This is a genomic window from Actinophytocola sp., from assembly GCF_036378875.1.
Classification (GTDB): Bacteria; Actinomycetota; Actinomycetes; order Mycobacteriales; family Pseudonocardiaceae; genus Actinophytocola.
This window is the reverse complement of sequence record NZ_DASUVO010000091.1, coordinates 1-21326: the sequence shown is the minus strand read 5'-3', so window position 1 is coordinate 21326 and position 21326 is coordinate 1. Positions and strand designations below refer to the sequence as shown.

Sequence of the window (21326 nt, the reverse complement as noted above, 5' to 3'; positions counted from 1 at the left end):
AGCGCGTCTTTCGGGACATCGCCCGGAGCGTGAACGCGCCATTCGGGCGCGGCCAACGGTACTTGAGCAGTGTGGTGAAGGACGCCTTCCTCGCGCGGCCGCTGGCCCAGGTCGCGACCGCCCCTGACTGCTGCGCGGTTTCGGGCGCTTCGCGCCCGAAACCGCGCAGCGGGCCCACCGAACCGCACCGCAAGCCACCAAGACCATCGGTGGATGTGGGTTGAGCGTCCTGTGAGTGCCCTTTCAGGACATCAGGGTCGCGAGTTCGGTGCGGAGGTTGTGGTGGGCCTGGGTGGTCCACTGGTCGCGGGCGGTGGCTGTGCGGTACAGCGGGTCCTTGGCCAGCAGCGATCGCAGGACGGTGGCTCGGCCGGTGCGCCACTGGTCGTCGTCGACGTGGGCGTATTCGGCACGCACGGCCGTGCGGTAGCGCTCGTACGCGGGCGGCGCGGCGCTGAGGATCGCGAGGTCGGCGTCCAGTAGCGCCTCGGCGAGGTGGTCGCCCGGCGGGGCTGTGTGGTCGAGTGTCGCGAGCACGAGTCCCTCGATCCGGTCGATGTCGGCGGGCTGCAGACCGGCGGCCGTCAGGTGGCGGCGAGCCCATGCCGCGCTGGCGCGCTCGTCGTCGCCGGGGCGGCCGTCGTAGACGACGTCGTGTGCCCACGCGGCCAGTGCGACGATGGCACGGTCCCTGCCGGCCGTCAGCGCGACCGCGTCCCGCACGACCTGACGCACGTGGGCGGTGTCGTGGTAGCGGCGGTGTGGCTCGGCGTAGCGCGTGCCGAGGTCGGTGGGCCGTGGGTCACCACCCAGCGCACGAACGGCGTCGTCCCAGTTCATCGGTCGGTGATCCTCCCGCGGCGCTGGCCTCCGGCCCCCGGGTTCCACGCTACGGCATGGCACCGACATTCTCGGGCTACCGCAGGGACGCAGAACGCGCTGGCCGCCGGTCCACCCGACTCGGCGACCGTCCGTGAACTCCTCACCGAGGCGCTCACACTCACCGCGCAGGGCCGGCTCCGCCCGGTCATCGGCGCGACGTACCCGTTGGCACAGGCCAAGGACGCCCACACGGCCCTCGCGGAACGCACCACCCTCGGCAAGTCGCTCCTGCTCATCCAAAGCTGAGACCGACCACGGTGTCCTGAAGGGCACCGGCGGTTGTCCACAAGGCACCGACGAGCGAGCCGTTTCTGTCGGTGCCCGCCGGTACGCTGGCAACCGGGGACCGGAGGCCACCGGAGAGGTGCGATGTTCGAGGAGCTCATCGGAGGCCTGCTCGGCAGGCGGGCCGTGCGCGGTCTGACGCGGCGACGGGCGGAGCGCTCGGGCAGGGCCGAGATCGCCCTGCGCGTCGTCGAGGGAACGTTGCCCGGCCTGCGCACCACCTGGTTCAGCGGCGTCGCCACGCTGTTCCCCGGGCGCCTCGAATTCACCAGCTATGTCGGCGGGGTGCGGTTCCTGCGCAGGAAACGGGTGCCGGTCGAGATCACCGCCGTCGACAGGACCAGCCGGCGCACACCCGAGGGCAAAGAGATCATCTGGATCAACCCGGACTGTGACGTCATCGCGGTCAGGTCCCCGACCGCGACGCTGGAGCTTGGCGTCCTGCCGCCACAGCTGGACTGGGTGCTCGCACGATTGGCACGACATGGTGACCATTGACGACGTCCGCGAGATCGCGACGAGCCTGCCGCGAACCATCGAACGGCTGGTGCGTGACCGGGTCAAGTTCAACGTCGGGCGGATCGTCTACGTGGCGCTGTCGCGGGACGAGCGGACCATGGGGTGCGGCTTCCCGAAGGAGGAGCGGGCCGCGATGATCGACGCCGAGCCGGAGAAGTTCGCCATGCCCAGCATCGGCGACCAGCGGTACCACTGGATCCACGTCGACCTCGACAAGATCGACAAGCAGGAGCTCAGGGAGCTGGTCACCGACGCGTGGCGGATGTGTGCCCCGAAGACGGTGGTTCGGGAGTACGACGCTAGGCCCGCATCACCGTCGCGATAGGGATTCGCGCTGCGCGGGCCGCGGGGACGAAACCGCCGAGCACACCAGCGATCAGTCCGGCCGCGACCCCGGCAACGCCGGCCTCCCACGGGAACGCCACGTCCTGCAGCATCGGCTCGCGGTCGCCGAACAGTCTGCTCGCCACCTCCAGCCCCGCGACGCCGGCGCCGATCGCGGCCACCGCCGTCAGGAGTCCGGTGAGGAGGGTCTCCGCCAGCACGATGCCCGCCAACAACAACCGTGGTGTGCCAACGGCTCTGCGTAGCGCGAACTCCTCGATGCGCTCGCCGACCGTGGCGAGGCCGACGTTCAGGATGCCCGCGGAACCGATCAGCAGCACCAGGATCGACACGCCGAGGAACACCCAGCGCATCATCTCGATCTCGCCCGGCATCTGGTCCGCGGCGCTGATCGTGTTGATGTACATCTCACCGCCACCCATCCTCGGGTCGGTGGCGAGCGCGGCGGACTTCTTCTCCAGGATCTCCAGGAGGTCGGTGGCGGTCGGCCCGGCGAGGATCTCCGCCTGACCGTAGTTCGGGTTGGCCAGCGCGTCGGCCGGCATCCAGTTCAGCAGCTCGTCACTGCGCACATATGCCTGCGGGGAATCGAACCCGTCGTCGACGACGCCGATGAACTGCGGTGTCGAGTTGGCCGTGGCGCCCTGGAACCGCATCTCCGCCGGCACCTGGTACATGGCGAAGGCCTTCGCCGCCGCCTTGTTCAGCACCAGCCGCGGTGCCATCAACGGGGCGCCGTCGAAGTTCAGCCACTGTCCACTTTCGGCTCTCAATGGCCGGAACTGGCGGATGTCACCGGTGAGCGCGATCATGCGCAGCTCGACCGCCTGCCCGGACGGCTTGCCCTCGTTGGGGTCGACGCAGTTGCCGAACTCGTCGCAGATCATGGGTGTGCCCCACCCACCACCGCCGCCGTCGACCGGGCTGCCGCCCTCGTTGACGGGCCGCACGTTGGGCTCGCCGATGATGGCGTTGGTGGACAACATCGCCACCACGTCGTCGCGGCCCTCGATGGTGTCCATCACCATCGAGGCCGAGCCCTCGGCGGGCGGCAGGTAGACCTGTCGCGTCCCGTCGACGCCCTGCGTCAGCTCCATGTTCGCCACCAGCGCGCGGTAGGCGATCACCTGGCCTGCCTGCGCGGCCACCACGCCGAGCACACCGAGGAAGAGGCTGATCATCGACAGGAACGTGCGCAGCTTGCGTGCCCGGATCCCTTGCCCGCCAATGATGAGCGCCGACCGGAAGCGGCCGGACAGTCGCATCACCTTGTCACCTCCAGCGGCGAGAGGACACCGTGGTCGAGGTGGAGCATGCGCTGCATCTTCGCCGCGTGGTCATGGTCGTGGGTCACCAGGATCAGCCCGCAGCCGCGGTCGGTGCTCGCGCGAAGCGCTTCCACCACGATGTTTCCGGTGTCGGTGTCGAGCGCACCGGTCGGCTCGTCGGCCAGCAGGATCTTCGGTTCACGCACCAGCGCGCGGGCGATCGCGACGCGCTGCTGCTCACCGCCGGACAGCCGGGGCGGCTTGTGCTTCGCGAGGTGCGCGATGCCCATCATGTCCAACGCGGCGAGCGCCTTCGCCTTGCGCTTGCGGCGCGGCAGCCAGCCCTGCCCGTTCACCATAGCCATCGCCACGTTCTGCGCGGCGGTCAGGTGCTTGAGCAGGAAGAACCGCTGGAACACGAAACCGAACTCGGCACTGCGCAACGCGGCTGCCTTGCGTTCCGGGACGCGGGTGATGTCCCGCTCCCCCAACAGGTACTGGCCGGAGTCGGCACGGTCGAACAGCCCGATCAGGCTCAGCAGCGTGCTCTTGCCCGAACCGGACCGGCCGAGCACCGCGATGCTCTCTCCACTGTGGAGGGTCAGGTCGACGCCGTTCAGGATGGTGCGCGGCTCCTGCTGCCCCTTCAACGTCTTGCTGAGGCCCGTGATCCGCAGCAGCGGCGTGGCGAACGGCGCCGTGCCCGGGTCGGCCGTCATCTGCGCCGCGGTCACTTGCCACCACTCGGGTTCTGCGGGTCCGGCGCTTCCGGCAGGTTCGGCCCAGGCACGGACAGCTTCTCCTCGCCGGTGAGCCCGGACCTGATCTCGATGACCTGGCCGTCGGTGAGCCCCAGCTCGACCTCGACGAGTTGCTTGGTGCCGTCGTCCTTCACGACCTCGACCGTGCCCTTGCCCTGCCCGCCGGCGACCGCCTCGACGGGTACGACGAGCGCGTTGGCCACGGTCTGCGTCACGATCTCCAGGTTGGCGCCCGCGCCGTTGATCAGCTTGGTGCCGGGCGGTGCGGTGCACACGAGCCGCAGGCCGGAGGCCGCGGATCCGTCGGTGCTGCCGGGCTCCTGCTGTTGCTGCCCGGTGCCGGCCGCGGGGTCGGCGGGCGGCGGCTGCTGGCCGGCCGCGGCTGGATCAGCGGTCCCACCCGCGGCGGGGTCCGCCGGCGGGTTGGCGGGCGGCGGCGCGGGAATCGTGCCGGCCGGCAGGGCGGCGATCGTGCCGAGCACCGAGCACGGGAAGGGCCCCGGCCCGTTCTTGATCTGGGCCTGAACGCCGGTCAGCCCGTCGGCGATCTGGTAGGCCTTGTCACTGCTGATGTCCGCGACGATGCCGTACCCGGCGAGCTTCGCCGACGCGATCGGCATTCCGGTGGTGACGGTCGCCTTGTCGTCGACCAGCCGGCCCGCGAACGTGGCCCCGGCCGGCACCTCGACGTGGGTCGGCTTGCCACCGGCCCACACCGCACCGATCCGCGTCGGCTTGGTCGGGGTGCTCGTGGGCTCCTTGACGTCCAGGTACCGCATCTGCCCGTCGATCGGCGCGACCAGGCCGAACACCGGGTTCATGGTGACAGTGCCCGGCAGGCTGACGGAGTTCGTCAGCTCCTGCCTGGTCGGCGAGACCGTCGTCATGACGGTGCCCCGGTCGGCCAACTGGGGCGGCGGCTCGGTGGCCTCACTCGTGGTGCACGCCGTCGCGAGCACGAGAACGGACAGCGCAACTCCGACGCGCGGTTTCAACGACCTCAGCCCCCAAGATTCTCGTGAACTTGCCCCTATGACGCCCCGGCACATGACAGGGTTGCCTCGGCGGTGGGCGCACGTTACCGCATGAATCACGCGTGAACGCGAATCCGCGTTCGTGACAGCAGTTTCGCGTTGGCTGTTACGTTGCGGTGGTGGACCTTTTTTCACACACGTGGACGGCGTTGCGCAAGGCCGTCGACGCACTTTCCGACGAGGACCTCGAGCAGCCGTCCGGTTGTCAGGGCTGGCTGGTCCGGGACCTGGTGTGCCACCTGGTCATCGACGCGCAGGACGTCCTGATCACACTCGTCACCCCAGCCGACACGGAACCGACCGTCGACGCGGTGACCTACTGGCGGCTCGGCGAACCCCCGACCGGCGAGGACCCCCTCGATGCGCTGATCGTCCGGCTGGCCGCCGCGTACGAGGAGCCGTGGCTGCTGAAGTTCCACCTCGACGACGTCGGTTCGGCGGCAGGGCGGGCGGCCGAACTCGCGGACCCGACCGCCCGAGTCAGCACCCGGGACATGGTGCTCACCGCGGGCGACTACCTCTCCGCGTACGTCGTCGAGTGGACGTTGCACCATCTTGATCTCATCGCCCACCTCCCGGACGCCACCGGCCCCATCGCGGAGGGCCTGTCCTACTCCCGCACGACGCTGGAAACCCTTGCCGGAGCCCCGTTTCCGCGGTCGTTCTCCGACACCGACGCGCTGCTGGTCGGCACCGGCCGCCGTACCCCGACCGACGCGGAACGAGCCGAGTTGGGCGCACTGGCCGCGAAACTGCCACTCGTGCTGTCCTGAATGTCCCACACCGGACGTCCGGTGTGGGACACACAAGGCTCGTCAGAGGGTCCAGCGCTGTGCCGCGGTGTTGTTGCAGTTCCACAGTTGCAGTGGCTGCTCCAGCGAGAAGTTGGAACCCGGGACGTCGATACAGAACGCGTAGTCGCTGTGCGAGGAGAGGGCGTACCCCGGCCCGTTACCGAAGTAGTACCACCGCTGCGAGTCGCTGCCATCGCAGTTGTTGACCAGGATGGGGGCGCCGGCGCGCCGCTCTCCGTTGAAGTCGAGGCACAGCCACCGGTTGTAGCCCGGGTGCAGGAAGTCGCCTCCCTCGGCGGCGTGTTCGGCCACCCAGAGCTGGGGGTCGGTGCCGTTGTCGCCGTAGAGCTGAACCTGCGCGCCGTGCCCCCCACCGAGGCGGACGTCCATCATCAGCCAACCGACCGCCGAGTGCCACCGGTAACGCGGCCAACTGCCCGGGAACTGCGGATCGATCTTGGCCGTCGGACCAGCCGTCGGCGGGACCACCGGACCGTCCGACGGCTCAGCCGACGCCGTACCCGTGACTCCCATGACACACAGACCGGCAACGGCGAACGCGATGGCCCATCTTCGCAATCTCATGCTTCCCCCAAGGAATAGTGCTGTGCTAGCGACCGGAGCCTCTACGACCGACCTGCACTGAATCTTGGAGAAAACTTGAATGAGCTGCCCAGAGCCCGTCACGGCCTGCGGGCGGGCGGCGTGTTTGTGCCACCGGCGATGTCCCGAAAGACGCTTTCAGGTCGTCGAACGTCATCAGCGCGTCTTTCAAGACATGGGCGATGCCCCAAACGCGTCTTTCGAGACACTGGCCACCGCGCCTGCGAGTGGTGGCCGGACGCGCAGCGCCCAGCCCTCGGCGAAGCGGACTTTACCCAGCGCTTTTCACGCTGGCGAGGAAAGTGGTCCACGCCGAGGGGGCGACGGCAAGGTGACCTGAGCCGGCGTTCTTCGAATCGCGGATGCCCACCGCCGGGCCGGTGAATGCCACCTCGACACAGGCCCCGTTATGGCTGCTATGGCTGCTCTTGCGCCACGCAACCTCGACGCAAGATCCGTTATGACTGCTGAAGCTGCTCTTCCGCCACGTGGCGCCACCGAAGCTCATGGAGTGCTCCCTCATAGCCTTTTGATCAAATCGGTCACGAAGCGGACAGAGTCGTCGGGCGAAAGAGCAACTTCTTGCACGCTTCGTGCGGACGCACGATAAGTATCCACCTCTCCCGGGTGCTGGACGTACATCGCGCCATCCTGCATTTCAACATAGATGATCGGCCTCGCCTTCTCGAACTCCAAGACGAAGAACTCTCCGTTTGTGGCGTCGTGGGTTCCCCGTTCCGGGACGACAACCTGGAAGGTGATGTTGGGGCGCTTGGCGAGGGAAATCAGGTGCTCGTACTGTTCCCGCATGATCTCGGGCGTGCCGACGTGGAGGCGCAACGCCTGCTCATTCACCGCCGCGTGGAGATGCAATGGGTTCTCGCCCGCCAGTCGTTGCCCGCGTTCCATTCTCACCTCGACCACTCGTTCGCTGTGGTCGACTCGGACTCGGCTGCTCGATCGGCTGAGTTCTCTCGCGTAGTTCTCTGTTTGCAGCAGGCCGGGGATGACGATGGGTTCGAAGACGAACTCCTTGGTGGCCAGGCGTTCCAGGCCGACGAAGGTGCCGAACCAGTCGGGGACGACGTCGCGCCAGGCGCCCCACCAGTTGGATTCGTCTGGGATTTCTGCCAGGGAGGTCAGGCGGTTGATGTCGTGCTGTGGTGCGCCGTACGCGGCCAGCACCTTGGCGATGTCCGCCGGTTGTTGTTGGCGTTCGCCGGTTTCCAGATGTGACAGTTTGCCCACGCTGATGCCAACGCGCTTCGCCGCGTCCGCCTGTTTCAGGCCGGTTCGCTTGCGGTAGTTCGCCAGCTCGACCCCCACGAGCCAGCGCAACGCCGACGGGCTGCGCATTTATGACCTCCGTGTGGTCACTCGATTGATCCATGGCGATCCGTATTGCAATCCCTATACGGTCGGCGTGACACATCGTAACTGATTGGAGACGCTATGTTTGGCAGCGACCTGCTCGTGAGTTCCTACGTGGTCATTCGACACGGCTGTCCGATGGCAATCACCATCGACGGGCCCGACCAGGTACAGATCACCTGCGGCCGCGTGCCTTCCGAAGCGTTCGAGTTCGTCATGCAGCGCGAAGCGCTGCGGGCCCTCGTCGAACTCGGCACGGACGCGCTCGAGGAGATGGACTCACCGGCACTGCCCCAGTGACGGACCGTGAACCCTGTTCTCAATGTCGAGGTCGTCCGGCGCCGTCGCGTTTCCCGCGCACGTGAGCGGGCCTCGCACCGTCACACCGGCGAACACCGGGGCCTGGTTGCCCGTCAGTGTCGCCGGGCCGCGGACCCGGCCGCCCAGTACCTGGACGTCGCCCGTCGTGCCGAACACCGTCAGGGGGCCCGACACCTCGGATCGGAACAGCTCGACCGTGGCGGCTCGGGTCGTGGTGAGCGCGCCCTCGATCTTGGAGGCCGTCGCCACCAGGGACGCGCCTGGCACCACGGTCACCGGGCCCGACACCGTCGCCTCGGAAAGGCACGTCACGCCGTCCCGGACGGTTAGCGGGCCCCGGTGGCGGCCGGTGATCGTTCTCGTGCACGCCGGTGGCTCCGGCAGCAGGGTCACGTCGAACGAGGACGCCGACCCGACGTTGCCGGCCGGGTCGATCGAGCGGTACTCGATGGTGTGGGTGCCGTAGCTGGTCGGGACGTCATCCCACGGTGAAAGCCTTGGTACGCCGAGCTTTCCGTACACCAGGCTGTCGATCTCGGTGCCCTGCTGCGTGAACCGGAACGGTGCGTCCGGGTCCGTTGGCCAGCCGAAGTAGTTGAACCAGCCGTCGCCGTCCGTGCGGAACTCGCGGACCACGTAGCCCGGGGTGTCGTCGGCACCCGTCAACGCCATGGTGAACGGTCCGTTGTAGACGTACGAGTCGCCCCCGGACAACAGCGGGGTCGACAGCTCATGGCGAGCCGTCGGGCGGCGGGCGTCCACGGTCCACGTCAGCGTCTGCGCGCCGACCGTTGCCGTCAGCGTGTGGGTACCGGTCAGCTTCAACGGTTCCAGGTCCACCGCGCGGTCGTTGGCACCCGGGTTCAGCACGCGGCCGTCCAGGCGCCATCTCACGGCCAGCACCTGGTCCTCCGGGTGCGTGGTCTCCACGTACACGACGTTCGTGGCGCCGAGTGGGTCCGCTGTCGGCGTGGACTGCGTGAACGCCGGCGAGACAGGGATATCGGGCGTGGTCAGGGAAGGGTCCACTGTCCATGTGCGACTCCGCGTCAGAGCGGCGCGGATCGCCGGGTCACGCACGAAGTCCGTCGGGTCCACCACGGACACGGTGACCATACGGGCGCCGGGCAGGGTGGCCAGGTCCAGGTTGCGGGTGCCGCGGGCCACCGGCCTGCCGTCGACCGACCACGTCACGTCCAGCTGATGGCTCAGCGGGTACATGGTCTCGATCCACAGCACCCGATCAGGCCCGACAGGACCTGCCGGAACACCGTCCGACAGGATGTTCGTCTTCGCCGAGATGCGTTGAGTCATCTGCTCCCGGCTGATCTGGTCGAAGTAGTAGCCGAGCGTCTTCATCATCGAGTGTGCCGACGGGCGCCACACCCCGCTGCCCGAGTACAGGCCGCTCTCGTAACGGTCGATCTGGCCGCCGGACTCGCTCTCCTCACCCAGCCAACGCCACCACTTCCGTTGCTGGGCGGCCATTTCCGGCGCCGTCAGGAGCGTGTGGTGCGCCGAGGCCGGCTCGGGGTCGGCGTACGGCTCGCCGCGCACACCTCGTGCGAGGTAGTCGTACTCGTCCTGCAGGCCGCCCAGCGAGTGGCCCAGCTCGTGCGGGGTGATCAGCGCGGACAGCGCGTTGCCGCCGGACGCGGTGGCGTTGGCGCCGCCCGCGCCGCCGTAGGTGTCGCTGTTGCCCAGGGCCAGCAGTTGCCGGTTGGCCCTGGTCGTGCCGGGGACCCGGTCGGCGTAGGCGTTCACGGCCTGGCCGTTCACGGTCAGCAGGCGCTGCACGCTGCCCGGGTTGCAGCCGCCCCAGAAACCCATGCCCAGCGGGGTGTCCCGGCGCGGCGAGTCGAGCGCCGGATCACAGTCCACACCGGACTCCGCCGAGTCGATCTCGACCGCGTACACGTTGACGTAGCTGCGGTAGGACTTGAACGGCTCGATGGTCCACAGCACGTTCAGGTGCTTGTCCACGTGCTCGCGGAACCTCGGCAGCTCGGCCGCCGTGTAGCCGTCGCCGAGCACGACGAGGTTGAACCGCTTCGCCGGGTCGCCGGTGACCTGGATCGGCACCACCGTGGCGTCACCGGGCGCGGCGGAAGCTGGCAGCGCCGCCACGAACGTCGCCGCGAGGGCGAAGGGAAGCAGCGCTGCCAGCTTTCTCATTTGCCTACCACCACACAGGTCGCCGTGGCCTTCTTCGACGGGTCGCTCTCGGACGTCGCGGTGAGCTTCACCTCGGCGACGCGAGAGCCGCGGGCGTCCTTCTTCGCGTGCACCGGAACGTTGACATACTTGCCGAAGTCGGCCGTGGCCAGCGCGTTCGGCACGGACACCGTCCACCCGCGACCGTTCACAGTGGCCGACACGCGGTACACGTCACCATTCACGAACTTCGACACGTCCTCCGGGTGCGTCCCGGCCGGCGCGGCCGCCTTGCCCGTGTTGAACACCGGGAACCTGCACGTGGCCAGGCCGTCGCGGTTCGGCGTCCCGGCCGTCGGCAGCACCTTGACACCACGCTTCTGCGGGCCGGTGCCGTCGAGCGAGCGGATCGCGACCGTGTACGACAGGACGCCGGCCGAGTCGCGCTTCACGTCCAGCACGTAGAAGTGCAGCCGGTTCGCCTCGTCGACGAACTCGTACTCGCTGCCGGAGTTCGTGCCGGCGTGGAACAACGCGTCGGACAGCTGCCGGTAGTCGCCGATCGTGATCGGGACCTGGGTGCCGTCCGGCAGGACGTAGTCGGTCATCCCGATGTCCTGCGGGTTCGCGTCGACGACCCACTCGAACGGCGCGTTGTCGGCGTTCTTCGTCTTGGCCAGCAACACACCCGCGTCCGGCGTGAACGAGTCGGCGCCCATCCGGTCCACGACCTCGACCGTGTAGTTCTGGTAGCCGCCGCCGTCGCAGAACGGGTTCGTCGCGATGTCACACGCAGGCGACAGGTCGCCGGTGCCCATCGCGATGTTGACGCCGGCGAGGCCGTTCGCTCCAGGTTGGACGGTACGGGCGGTGATCTTCGCGATCACCAGGCCGGAGTCGCCGAGCGCCTCGCGGGACAGGCGCAGCACGTTCTGCTCGTCGACCATCCCGAGCTTCAGCTTGTTGCGCAGCATGTGTTGCGCGCCCATCGAACCACCGCCGGTCGGCGGGATCATCCACCGGCTGTGCGGGCCGCCCGGGCCGTTGAACGAACCGCGGGACAGCATCTCCCAGATGCCCGTGTACGCGCGGCGGGCCGGGGTGCCGAACGGGTTGTTGTAGTTGTCGCCGATGCCGAGGATGTGGCTCAGCTCGTGGGCGTACACGCCCTGCCCGGAGCTTTCGGCCTGCGTGGACGATCCGCCGCCGGCGTTGGGCCAGATGGACGAGCCGGACGCCCACGACGTCCACTCCACGTACCGGGTGCGCGACCAGTTCGGCAGCGCGGGGTCCGGCGGGCCGAACTCGTCGGGCACGTCCTCCTTGGTCGGGAACTTCATCATCCCGAACTCCTGCCAGGTCGCGGACTCGTCCTGGCCGGCGGAGAGGAAGAAGATGAAGTCGTACCCGGCGGGCACCTGCGCGCCGACGTCCGCGACCCACGCGGCACGCCCGTCGGTGCGGATGTTGCGGTTGCAGGTGTCGCCGGCCGGGCAGGCGGTGCCGGCCTGGAACTCCATCGCGTACTCGTGGTCCTTGCCGGGCATGGTGTAGGGCCCGAACGCGGTGAGGTCGACGCCGTAGCGGCCGCCGGAGTCCTCCATCCAGTACTCGTGGATGGTGTGGCCGCGGTTGAGGTCGTTCGGGGTGTTCAGGAAGTCCTTGTAGAACTGGGCGACCTGGTCACGCGGGACGTCGTGGGCCTCGGAGCTCGGGTTCGCGAAGACCGTCGAGCCCTGCGGCTGCGTGACGACGAACGGCTGGTTCGGGTAGTCCAGCAGGACAAGCGCGCCCTTGAAGGTGCGCTCCGAGCCCTGGACCGACGGGTCGGCCCAGTTGGTCCCTGGGACCTTCCTGTAGTCCTTCTCCCACGTCATGTGATCCGGGTTGACCCAGTTCTGCGGGTCGATCGGGGCCGGGAAGCCAGCCTGCGCGGCGACGCGCGCGGAGGAGGGCTGTTGCTGCCACGGCTGTTGCTGGGGCCAGTGCGGGTACTGCCACGGGTTCGCCGGGTCTGGCACGGCGGCGGCGGGACTGACCGAGAATCCGGTGACGAGCGCGGCGGAAGCGAGCAGCGCCATCACCCGGGAGGCGGGGCGGGTCACGGAAGGACGCTAACGCTCGTTCTTGACCCACAACATCGATCCGATGTAGGGAAACATTTACCATCACTTCCGACAAATGTCGAAAAGCGGAGGTACCGCCATGCCGCTGCAGCCGGCCGTCGATGATCTTGCGGCGAGCCTCGGCCGGCCCGTGCTGCTGGAGGACCACGCGCAGAGCGTCCTGGCCTACAGCGAGCAGAACGGCCCGATGGACGACGTGCGCCGCGACTCGATCCTGCGGCGGCACACACCCAGGGACGTCCGGACGAGGTTCCGCAGGGCTGGGATCTTCGAGGCCCGCGGGCCGCTGCGGGTCCCGGGATCGTCCGGAGTGCTGCCCCGCGTGTGCGTGCCGGTGCGGCACCGGGACCGGCTGCTGGGGTTCCTGTGGCTGATCGACGAGCCCGCGATGCCCGACGCCGAGGTCGAACGCGCGGAGGAGTCCGCGGCCGGACTGGCGCGAACACTGCTGCACGACGTCCTCGCCGCGGGCGTGACCACGCAACGCGAGCAGGCGGCGGTCGCGCGGATCCTGTCCGGCGACGACCCGGAGGCGGCGCAGATCCTCGTCGACGAGGGTGGCTTCCCTCCGCTGCCGGTGACCGTGCTGGTGGTGCGCGGACCGCGGGAAACCGTGGCGGACGGGCTGCTGGCGGCCCGGCTGAAGCTCACCACACGCCACCTCGCGCGTGCGGACCACGGGGTGCTCGTGTGCGCGGGACGGGTCAACCCGGCGGACGTCCCGGCGCTGTTCGCGGGCCAGGTGGTGGTCGGGGTGGGCGACACGCGCCCGTCGCTGTCGGCGGCCGCGGACTCGTACGCCGAGGCCATGCACGCGTCGTTGGTGGCGTCCCGGGTGCCGGGCTTCGCGCCGGTCGCGTCGTGGGCTTCCCTTGGCGTGTACCGGATGCTGGCCGCCGTACCGGCCGAGGCCATCCACGCGGGGGTGCGGCGCCTGCTGGTCTTTCCGGAGCTGGTGGGCACCCTGGAGACCTACCTGGACCTGGCCGGCAGCGCGGTGGACACGTCGAAGGCGCTGCGCCTGCACCGCACCACGCTGTACTACCGGCTGCAGCGGGTCGCGGAGCTGACCGGAATGAACCTGAAGAACGGTGACGAGCGGCTGACGCTGCACCTGAGCCTCAAGCTGGCTCGCCTGCACGGCCTGTTCCAGTGACGGGCCTCCCCCGCACGACGGAGGCCGAAGATCGCTCGCACCGGCGATCCTTTTCAGCCTCCGGAAAACCAGCATTACCGGCATGAGAACAGCACTGATCGCCGCACTCGTCACCGCAGCCACCCTGGGGGCGCCCACCGTGGTCGCGGCCGGGCCACCGCACGCCTGCGTGGCGTCCGCGCCACTGGACACCACCGCGTTGCGCCAGGCCATCGCGGGTCTGCCCAACGCCGACGCGACCGCCGCGATCGTCCGGGCCACCGGGCCGGACGGCTGCTGGGCCGGCACGGCCGGAGTGGCCGACCGGAACAGGAACACCCCGGTGCCGTCCAACGCGCGGTTCCGGATCGGCAGCGTCACCAAGGTGTTCACGGCCACGGTCGTGCTCCAGCTCGCCGCCGAAGGGCGGATCGGGCTGGACGGCACCGTGCAGCGGTACCTGCCGGGACTGCTGCCCGCCGACTACCCGCCGGTGACCGTGCGGCAGCTGCTCAACTACACGAGCGGTCTGCCCAGCCCGGACTTCGACGAGGCGAGCGTCGAGTACATGGTGGCGCACCGGTTCGACCGCTGGACACCACAGCGGTACGTGGACCTCGCCATGAGCAACCCGATGGAGTTCGCACCAGGAACGAAGCAGCACTACCGCAACATCAACCACATCGTCGCCGGCATGCTGATCGAGAAGGTCACCGGTGAGTCCTACGAGGACGCGGTCCGCGACCGGATCCTGCGTCCGCTGCGGCTTTCCGACACCACGGTTCCCGGCCACGAACCGGCGATCCACGGCCCGCACCTGCGCGGCTACCAGGTCATGCCGGACGGAACGCTGCTCGACGTGACGCGGTGGAACCAGTCGTTCGGCTGGGCGGCCAGCTCGATCATCTCGACCACCCGCGACCTCGACACGTTCACGGCCGCGCTGCTCGACGGCCGGCTGCTCCCGCCGGCGCAGCAGGCCGAGCTGTTCGCCGTGCCGGCGGTGCCGGACGTGTCCGGGGCCCCGGCCAGCTACGGCGGTGGGTTGCAGCGGTACGAGATCCCCGGCGTCGGCGAGGTGTGGGGCAAGACGGGCGGCTCCTACGGCTATCTGGCGGGCATCGGCGGCACCCGCGACGGGGAGCGCCGGCTCACGTACGGGTTGGCCGTCAACGACGCCAAGAACGGTAAGAACCAGAGCAAGCTCCCGCAGAAGATCGTGGCCGCCGGCATGACACTGTCCACTGCGGAATGACGGGCAGGGCAGGATGGGCGTCCGTGATCACGCGCGCCCGTCTCGACCTGGCTCTCACCGCGGTGGTGCTGGTAGCGCAGCTGTGGCCGTTCGTCTTCCGGGTCAACCTGGCCGGCACGCCGTGGCACTGGTGGGGTTACGTGGCGGTGGCCGTGGCCACCCTGCCTCTGCTGTGGCGCCGCCGTGCACCGGTCGCCGCGTTGTTGGTGAGCCTTGTCGCCACCGGCAGCTACGACCTCGCCGGCCACGCGCCGAGCCAGCCGGTCTGGTACGCCGGGCTGGTCGCGATGTACACGGTCGCCGCTGTCTCCGGCGAGTGGCAGCGGTTGGCTGCGCTGGGCCTCACGGTCGGCGGCGGGTTCCTCGTCGGGTCCGCTGACACGGCGCTGCGCAGCGGGGTCCTGTTCGTGGCCGCCTACGCGGTCGGCCGGGCGTCCGCCGCCGCACACGAGCGGGCCGCGTGGCTTGAGCGGGAGCGCCGGCTCGAGGGCGAGCGGGCGGCGGAGCGAGAACGGGCCAGGATCGCCAGGGACATGCACGACGTCCTATCCCACGCGGTCAGCCTCATGGTCGTGCAGGCCGAGGCCGGCCCGGTCGTGCTCCAGCGGGACCGGGCCCGCGCCGAGGCCGCCTTCGACGCCATCGCCGAGGCCGGACGGGACGCCATGGTCCAGCTCCGCCGTATGCTCACCGTGCTCAAAGAGGACGGTGAGCCGCGCGCGCCCGCGCCGACGCTCGACGACCTGCCCACGCTGGCCGAGCAGGCGTCGGGCGCGGGACTGACCATGACCTACACCGTGTCGGGCCGGCCCCTGCCGGTCTCGCCGGACGTCGAGATCGCGGCGTACCGCATCGCACAGGAAGCGGTGACCAACATCGTCAAGCACTCCGGCGCGCGACACGCCTCGCTGACGATCGGCTGGCACGACGGCACCCTGACCGTCGAGATCACCGACGACGGCACTCGCGCGCCAAGGTCGTCCAGCGGCTATGGACTGATCGGTATCCGGGAACGGGCCGCGGCCTGCGGCGGCACCACCACGATCGGACCGCGGCCGGACGGGCCGGGTTTCCGGGTGTCCGCACGGCTCCCGGCGGGCCTCTCATGACCATCAAGATCGTCGTCGCGGACGACCAGGAGCTGGTGCGGGCCGGGTTCGGGATGATCCTCGCCGCACAACCCGACTTCGAGGTGGTGGCCGAGGCCGGCGACGGCGCGGAGGCGGTCGCCGCGGTCCGTGCCCACCGGCCGGACGTGCTGCTGCTCGACATCCGCATGCCCACGATGGACGGCATCGAAGCGGCGCGGATCGTGTGCGCGGAGACCCCGACCAGGGTGATCATGCTGACCACCTTCGACGCCGACGAGTACGTCTACGAGGCGTTGCTGGCCGGCGCGAGCGGCTTCCTGCTGAAGGACGTCCGCCGGGACGACCTCGTGCACGCGGTCCGGGTGGTGGCGGCCGGCGACTCGCTGCTGGCGCCGGGGGTCACCCGCAAGGTCATCGCCGGGTTCGTCGCGGCGCGGCCGTCCGTGCCGCACGGCGACCGGCTCGCCGCGCTCACGGCCCGCGAGCGGGAGACGCTGACGCTGCTCGCCCGCGGACTGTCCAACGCGGAGATCGCCGAGTCGATGGTGGTGAGCGAGCACACCGTGAAGACGCACGTCAGCAGCGTGCTCAGCAAGCTCGGCCTGCGGGACCGCATCCAGGCGGTGATCGCCGCGTACGAGACGGGCCTGGTGACGCCGACCACTCGATGACGATGTCTACGATCTGTAGCCATGATCGAGGTGCTGGCGACGGTGCTCACGTTCGTCGCGCTGGCGGCGGGTGTGTGGGCGGCGGTGCTGGTCGTCGTCGGGAAGCCGGTCCAGCTGCGGGAGTGGCACGGGCTGTGGCTGTACGGCGTGCTCATCGCGCTCGAGGTCGGCCTGCTGGCGCAGCTGGTCGTCGGGATCGTCAAGCTCGCCACCGACGACCGCGCGGTGGAGACGGCGACGTTCCTCGGCTACCTCATCACGCTGCTGCTGGTGCCGCCGCTGGCCGCCTTCTGGGGGCTGATGGAGCGGACGCGGTGGGGACCGGCGGTGCTGGTGGTGGGCTGTCTCACGGTGCCGGTGCTGATCCTCCGGTCGCAGCAGGTGTGGGACGCCCATGTCTGACCTCGCCGCGCGCACCCGCTCCGGACCCGGCCGCCTGCTGATCGCGGTCTACGCGATCTTCGCCCTGTCCGCCACGGCCCGGTCCGCCGTGCAGCTGGCCGGCCACTTCGACCGCGCGCCGCTGGCGTACCTGCTGTCCGCGTTCGCGGCCGTCGTGTACATCGTGGCCACCGTGTGCCTCGCACGGGGAAACCGGACGGGCCGGCGGATCGCGACCGTGTCCATCCTGGTCGAGCTGGTCGGCGTGCTCACCGTGGGGACGCTCAGCCTGGTGGACCCGGCCGCGTTCCCGGACGCCACCGTCTGGTCGGACTACGGGCAGGGCTACGGCTACGTGCCGGCGGTCCTGCCGCTGCTCGGGCTGTGGTGGCTACGCGCCACCGCACGGCCCGAATGATCACTGGTCTTGTCGACGTGCCGGGCTCGTAGGAACCGCGTGACATCGACAACGGCCTCATCGCCGGGTCTGGCGTGGGGTCAGTCGGACACCCGGCAGGCCGGGGGCCGGGATGCGGGCGCCGTCGTGGCCCGCCACGTGACCGAAGCGGTCGTCGGCCGCCTGCCATGCCGCGCGGGCGGCGGCGATCTCGTCGTGGCTGCGGCCCACGAAGTTCCACCACATCACCAACTCGTCCGGGAACGGTTCGCCGCCCAGCAGCAGTGCGCGGCCGTTCTCGGCCGACAGGTCAAGCTCGTGGCGGCCCGTGCCCAGGTAGGCCAGGTGTCCCCGGCGCAGCTCGACGCCGGCGACGGTGACGTCGGTCACCGCGAGCACCGCGTGCTCGTGCTCCTGGCGCAGGGGCACCACGACGGCGCCGGTGATCGTCAGGTCGGCGCCGACCAGCGGGGTGTGGGTGGTCGCCGGGGATGTCACGTCGCCGAGCGAACCCATCAGCACGGTCGCGAAGTCCTGGTAGACCGGCAGTTCCGTGTGCTGTTCGAACGCGGGCGCCATGGCCGCGCGGTCGGCCGGCAACGCCACCCACAGCTGGATGCCGTGCAGGGGCCCGTCGGAGACCGAGAACTCCGAGTGCGACACGCCGTGCCCGGCCGTCATGAGGTTCAGGTGACCGGGGCGCACGAGCACGTCCGAGCCGAGGCTGTCGCGGTGGCGGATCTCCCCGGCCAGCGGCCAGGTCACGGTCTGCAGGCCCGTGTGCGGATGCGGCAACACCCGCATCCGGTCGTCTTTCGGTCCGAACGAGTCCAGGAAGCACCACGCGCCGACCGTCGGCAGTCCGCGCTGCGGCATCACCCGGTCGACCCGCATGGCACGCAGGCCGCCGAGTGGTACCGCACGCGGCTTGAAGACCTCGATCATCGAGCGGGCGCCTCGACGTGCCCTTCGTACTTGTCGGTCTTCTTCAGGTAGCCGGCGATGAACGCGCACCGCGGCACGATGACCTTGCCTTCGGCGACCACGTCGTCAAGTGCCTCACCGGCCAGCACCTTGCCGAGACCCTGTCCGGAGAACGCCTTGTCGATCTCCGTGTGGGTGAACACCACCCGGTCGCCGGTCAGGTGGTACTGGGTGAAACCGGCCAACTCGCCGTCCGAGTACACCTCGTACCGGAGCTCGTCGCGGTTGTGAACGACCTTGGTCTCGGCCATGACCCGCCTTTCCGTTGGGTACCAACAACCCTACGGCAACCCGCTCATGAGGACAGCTTCGCCGACAGTTGCGCCGCGTCCGCGACGAACCAGATGTCCTTGCCCCGGTTGATCTCGTCCACGAACGCGCGGAAGTTCTCGCTCGCCTCGACGTGCTCGCTGACGTCGCCGAGGATCACCAGGAGAACCTGGTACATCTGGAACTTCCGCACCACCTCGCCGGCGACCCGGGTGCTGAGCCGGTAGAAGTCGGGCGCGACGCGTTCGGCCGGGACGACCACGACGCTCGCCTCCGCGCCGAACGCGTCGCCGAGGAGGTCCACCGCGTCCTGCTCGCTGGCAAGCGTCGGCTGGTCCTGCTCGTAGGTGAGCACCCGTTTCCCATGCAGCTCGGCAATCGCGTTCATGGCGCGCAGTGTCCACGGACGGCTCCCACGACGCCACCGGGTTTCACTCGCCCCGCGACTTCCGTTGGGCTTCCTCGATCAGCAGGTTCAACCGTTCCGGCGGCACACTGGCCGCGGGCAACGTGTTGACGCGACGGATCTCCGCCGGGTCGACCTTGGGCACGCGGTCCTCGGTGAGCAGGCCGTTCGTCTCCTGCTCGGTGTCGGTGAGCTGCGTGTAGCAGAACCCGGCCACCTGCTCGCTTCCGACCAACGCGGTCACCAGACCCTCGTAGGCGGCAAGCAGATCGGCCGCGCCGCCGACCGTCCGGTAACCGGCCCAACGCTCGCCCGCCTCCGGGGTGTAGCTCAGCCCACCGAACTCGGTGATCATCAACGGCTGGTCGCCGCGGACGGCATCGTCGAGGTGGACCCGGCGCGGACCGGGCCAGTCACGACCCACGGCGGCGTCCACCGCGTCGGCGGTGCCGTACCGGGCAGTGAGATCGTCCGCGGCCGGGCTGTAGTCGTGCACCGTCCAGATGTCGCTCGTCCCGTGTTCCCAGCCGTCATTGGAGATCACCGGACGGGTGCCGTCCACGGCGTGGGTCAGGTGGTACAGCGACTCCAGGAAGTGCCGCTGGCGCGGGTCGTCCCACAGTGCTGGCACGCCCCAACTTTCGTTCACCGGCAGCCATGTCACGATCGAGGGGTGGCTGACGTCCCTGCGTACGACCTCCAGCCACTCGGCCGTGAACCGGGCCACACCGTCCACAGAGTACTCGTAGGCGTTCGCCATCTCGCCCCACACGACGAGACCGAGACGGTCGCACCAGTACAGGAAGCGCGGGTCCTCGACCTTCTGGTGCACCCGCACCCCGTTGAACCCCAACTCCTTGATCAGCTCGACCTCGCGGCGCAACGCGTCCTCCGACGGCGCCGCGAGATGCGACTCGGGCCAGTAACCCTGTGCCAGCACCAACCGCAGGAACATGCGCTCGCCGTTGAGCGTGAACCGCCCGTCCCGCACTCCGACGTCCCGCAGCCCGAAGTAACTCCTGACCGTGTCGACCTCTTCGCCGTCCCGCACCAGCGACACGGTCGCGTCGATGAGCGTGGGGTTCGCCGGGCTCCACCGAAAGTCACCCTGCGGCAACGTGATCGTGCGGTTCAGTTCGCCATCCACTGTGTACTGATCGTCGACCAGGACCCGATCACCGACCGACAGCCGCACCCGGAGCGCGAGCCCGACATCCGGCCCGTCGACGTTTGCCCGCACGGTGACCGACTTCCGCACGGCAGAGGGCGTCCATTCCAGCTCAGCCAGGTAGGTTTCGGGAACGGACGTCAGCCACACCGGCTGCCAGATGCCGGTGGTGCGGTGATACCAGATCCCGGCTGGCGACGGTTCCCAGAACTGCTTGCCCCTTGGCTGGGTGAGATCACGGACAGCGTCCTCGGCACGCACCACGACGACCTGCTCACCTGGCACCAGCGCGTGCGTGATGTCCACGTGGAACGGCGAGTGGCCACCGACATGAGATGCGACCTCGGTGCCGTTCACCCACACCCGGGCCCGGTAGTCGACCGCACCGAAGTGCAGCAGCAGCCGATCACCTTCCGGCGCACCGAATGTCCTGCGGTACCAGACAATCGGATGCGGGGCCGGGTCGTGCACACCACTGGCCGCCGACTCCGGCGGAAAGGGCACCGTGATGACCTTCTCGAAGGGACGGTCACCTCGCCACCAGCCCGCCCTCACTCCAGCATCCTTGTCGTCGTGCGCGAACTCCCACTCGCCGCACAGGTCCTGCCAGTTCTCCCGAGTCAACTGTGGCCGTGGATACATGCGCCCCACGCTACGCGCCGATCGCCGCGAGAGGAGTCGGCCCCCATCAGTTGAGCCTGCTTAGTGGCGCTCGGCGCCGTCATCTGGTACCAAACCATTTTCTCGAGCCCATTTTTCAAAGTCGCCAGGCCTGAAAGGAAACCGATACTCACTTTCAAGCAAATGATCGGCAATTGTCGAAATGAGCCCTATCGTGAGACTGCCACCGCGAAGTCCTTCACACAGCAGAGCCAAGGTGCCCATACAAGGCACTTCATGCTCCCGCGCAGCCCTTCTACCTGCGCCGTCATCGATAATTGCCGTGGCCACATTCGCTTTGGCATACTAAGGAGATTGAAAGTAGGTCGACTTCTGGTTATGTGGTGATGTAGCGGAGGTCGGGGTCGCCGAAGAAGGCGCGGATGAGTCGTGGCGTTTGCTGGAGGCGGCGTAGGGCGTTGATGACCTTGGCTTTGAACTGGTC

25 protein-coding genes are annotated in these 21326 nt (G+C 69.1%); 11 read left to right on the top strand and 14 right to left on the bottom strand.

Features of this window, described 5'->3' with window-relative positions; genetic code table 11:
• Positions 1-243 precede the first annotated feature (243 nt).
• Positions 244-840 carry an HD domain-containing protein gene (locus tag VF106_RS26340; RefSeq protein WP_330842524.1) on the bottom strand — a complete coding sequence of 199 codons (597 nt, stop codon included), beginning with the start codon at positions 838-840 and terminating at the stop codon, positions 244-246.
• A gap of 6 nt (positions 841-846) precedes the next feature.
• On the opposite strand from VF106_RS26340, the gene VF106_RS26335 reads away from it, so the two are divergent.
• The 3 genes from VF106_RS26335 to VF106_RS26325 all read left to right on the top strand — a co-directional run bounded on the left by VF106_RS26335 (position 847) and on the right by VF106_RS26325 (position 2011).
• The gene (locus VF106_RS26335) at positions 847-1128 is read left to right on the top strand and encodes a zinc-binding dehydrogenase (protein ID WP_330842523.1); all 282 of its coding nucleotides are present in this window, start codon (positions 847-849) and stop codon (positions 1126-1128) included.
• 123 nt (positions 1129-1251) lie between these two features.
• Entirely contained in the window at positions 1252-1665 is a 414-nt protein-coding gene (locus tag VF106_RS26330; protein WP_330842522.1) for a hypothetical protein, read from the top strand.
• Positions 1652-2011: an MmcQ/YjbR family DNA-binding protein gene (locus VF106_RS26325; protein WP_330842521.1), complete on the top strand. Its 360-nt coding sequence runs from the start codon at positions 1652-1654 to the stop codon at positions 2009-2011. The genes VF106_RS26330 and VF106_RS26325 overlap by 14 nt, the downstream gene beginning before the upstream one ends.
• On the opposite strand, the gene VF106_RS26320 is transcribed toward VF106_RS26325, so the two are convergent.
• From VF106_RS26320 to VF106_RS26310, 3 genes are read right to left on the bottom strand one after another with little or no spacing between them, the layout of a single operon-like run.
• Positions 1986-3296, bottom strand: a complete 1311-nt coding sequence (locus VF106_RS26320) for an ABC transporter permease (RefSeq protein ID WP_330842553.1) — start codon at positions 3294-3296, stop codon at positions 1986-1988. The two genes, VF106_RS26325 and VF106_RS26320, sit on opposite strands and share 26 nt — an antisense overlap.
• On the bottom strand, positions 3296-4033 hold the full coding sequence (locus tag VF106_RS26315) for an ABC transporter ATP-binding protein (RefSeq protein WP_330842520.1): 738 nt from the start codon (positions 4031-4033) through the stop codon (positions 3296-3298). The genes VF106_RS26320 and VF106_RS26315 overlap by 1 nt, the downstream gene beginning before the upstream one ends.
• Positions 4030-5055, bottom strand: coding sequence for a permuted SH3 domain-containing protein (locus tag VF106_RS26310; RefSeq protein ID WP_330842519.1), 1026 nt, complete (start codon positions 5053-5055; stop codon positions 4030-4032). Before VF106_RS26310 ends, VF106_RS26315 begins: the two co-directional genes overlap by 4 nt.
• A 158-nt stretch (positions 5056-5213) precedes the next feature.
• On the opposite strand from VF106_RS26310, the gene VF106_RS26305 reads away from it, so the two are divergent.
• Positions 5214-5867: a maleylpyruvate isomerase N-terminal domain-containing protein gene (locus tag VF106_RS26305; RefSeq protein WP_330842518.1), complete on the top strand. Its 654-nt coding sequence runs from the start codon at positions 5214-5216 to the stop codon at positions 5865-5867.
• Positions 5868-5909: 42 nt separating this feature from the next.
• Here the strand turns inward: VF106_RS26305 and VF106_RS26300 are convergent, their stop codons facing one another.
• The 3 genes from VF106_RS26300 to VF106_RS26290 all read right to left on the bottom strand — a co-directional run bounded on the left by VF106_RS26300 (position 5910) and on the right by VF106_RS26290 (position 7847).
• Complete coding sequence (locus VF106_RS26300) at positions 5910-6473, bottom strand: RICIN domain-containing protein (protein WP_330842517.1); 564 nt, start codon at positions 6471-6473, stop codon at positions 5910-5912.
• Between the two features lie 289 nt (positions 6474-6762).
• The gene (locus tag VF106_RS26295; RefSeq protein WP_330842516.1) at positions 6763-6999 is read right to left on the bottom strand and encodes a DUF397 domain-containing protein; all 237 of its coding nucleotides are present in this window, start codon (positions 6997-6999) and stop codon (positions 6763-6765) included.
• 11 nt (positions 7000-7010) lie between these two features.
• Positions 7011-7847 carry a helix-turn-helix domain-containing protein gene (locus VF106_RS26290; RefSeq protein ID WP_330842515.1) on the bottom strand — a complete coding sequence of 279 codons (837 nt, stop codon included), beginning with the start codon at positions 7845-7847 and terminating at the stop codon, positions 7011-7013.
• A gap of 153 nt (positions 7848-8000) precedes the next feature.
• Between VF106_RS26290 and VF106_RS26285 the strand changes: the two genes are divergently transcribed.
• Complete coding sequence (locus VF106_RS26285; protein WP_330842514.1) at positions 8001-8162, top strand: hypothetical protein; 162 nt, start codon at positions 8001-8003, stop codon at positions 8160-8162.
• Here the strand turns inward: VF106_RS26285 and VF106_RS26280 are convergent.
• Positions 8142-10358, bottom strand: a complete 2217-nt coding sequence (locus tag VF106_RS26280; protein ID WP_330842513.1) for a M64 family metallopeptidase — start codon at positions 10356-10358, stop codon at positions 8142-8144. The two genes, VF106_RS26285 and VF106_RS26280, sit on opposite strands and share 21 nt — an antisense overlap.
• The gene (locus tag VF106_RS26275) at positions 10355-12418 is read right to left on the bottom strand and encodes a M6 family metalloprotease domain-containing protein (RefSeq protein WP_414639061.1); all 2064 of its coding nucleotides are present in this window, start codon (positions 12416-12418) and stop codon (positions 10355-10357) included. Before VF106_RS26275 ends, VF106_RS26280 begins: the two co-directional genes overlap by 4 nt.
• A 124-nt stretch (positions 12419-12542) precedes the next feature.
• Between VF106_RS26275 and VF106_RS26270 the strand changes: the two genes are divergently transcribed.
• The 6 genes from VF106_RS26270 to VF106_RS26245 all read left to right on the top strand — a co-directional run bounded on the left by VF106_RS26270 (position 12543) and on the right by VF106_RS26245 (position 17414).
• Positions 12543-13619: a PucR family transcriptional regulator gene (locus VF106_RS26270; RefSeq protein WP_330842512.1), complete on the top strand. Its 1077-nt coding sequence runs from the start codon at positions 12543-12545 to the stop codon at positions 13617-13619.
• Between the two features lie 82 nt (positions 13620-13701).
• Positions 13702-14853 (top strand): serine hydrolase domain-containing protein, encoded by a 1152-nt coding sequence (locus VF106_RS26265; RefSeq protein WP_330842511.1) that lies wholly within the window; start codon positions 13702-13704, stop codon positions 14851-14853.
• A gap of 23 nt (positions 14854-14876) precedes the next feature.
• The gene (locus VF106_RS26260; protein ID WP_330842510.1) at positions 14877-15962 is read left to right on the top strand and encodes a sensor histidine kinase; all 1086 of its coding nucleotides are present in this window, start codon (positions 14877-14879) and stop codon (positions 15960-15962) included.
• Positions 15959-16615 (top strand): response regulator, encoded by a 657-nt coding sequence (locus tag VF106_RS26255; RefSeq protein ID WP_330842509.1) that lies wholly within the window; start codon positions 15959-15961, stop codon positions 16613-16615. Before VF106_RS26260 ends, VF106_RS26255 begins: the two co-directional genes overlap by 4 nt.
• 21 nt (positions 16616-16636) lie before the next feature.
• Entirely contained in the window at positions 16637-17017 is a 381-nt protein-coding gene (locus tag VF106_RS26250; RefSeq protein WP_330842508.1) for a hypothetical protein, read from the top strand.
• Positions 17010-17414 carry a hypothetical protein gene (locus tag VF106_RS26245; RefSeq protein WP_330842507.1) on the top strand — a complete coding sequence of 135 codons (405 nt, stop codon included), beginning with the start codon at positions 17010-17012 and terminating at the stop codon, positions 17412-17414. Before VF106_RS26250 ends, VF106_RS26245 begins: the two co-directional genes overlap by 8 nt.
• Before the next feature lie 57 nt (positions 17415-17471).
• On the opposite strand, the gene VF106_RS26240 is transcribed toward VF106_RS26245, so the two are convergent.
• From VF106_RS26240 to VF106_RS51200, 5 genes are read right to left on the bottom strand one after another with little or no spacing between them, the layout of a single operon-like run.
• A complete protein-coding gene (locus VF106_RS26240; protein WP_330842506.1) occupies positions 17472-18338 on the bottom strand; it encodes a pirin family protein in 867 nt (288 codons plus the stop codon).
• Positions 18335-18628, bottom strand: coding sequence for a GNAT family N-acetyltransferase (locus VF106_RS26235; RefSeq protein ID WP_330842505.1), 294 nt, complete (start codon positions 18626-18628; stop codon positions 18335-18337). The genes VF106_RS26240 and VF106_RS26235 overlap by 4 nt, the downstream gene beginning before the upstream one ends.
• A gap of 44 nt (positions 18629-18672) precedes the next feature.
• Entirely contained in the window at positions 18673-19035 is a 363-nt protein-coding gene (locus tag VF106_RS26230) for a DUF4180 domain-containing protein (RefSeq protein WP_330842504.1), read from the bottom strand.
• A gap of 43 nt (positions 19036-19078) precedes the next feature.
• Positions 19079-20863 carry a glycoside hydrolase family 2 protein gene (locus VF106_RS26225; RefSeq protein ID WP_330842503.1) on the bottom strand — a complete coding sequence of 595 codons (1785 nt, stop codon included), beginning with the start codon at positions 20861-20863 and terminating at the stop codon, positions 19079-19081.
• 60 nt (positions 20864-20923) lie between these two features.
• Entirely contained in the window at positions 20924-21172 is a 249-nt protein-coding gene (locus tag VF106_RS51200) for a hypothetical protein (protein ID WP_524535859.1), read from the bottom strand.
• Positions 21173-21326: the final 154 nt, after the last annotated feature.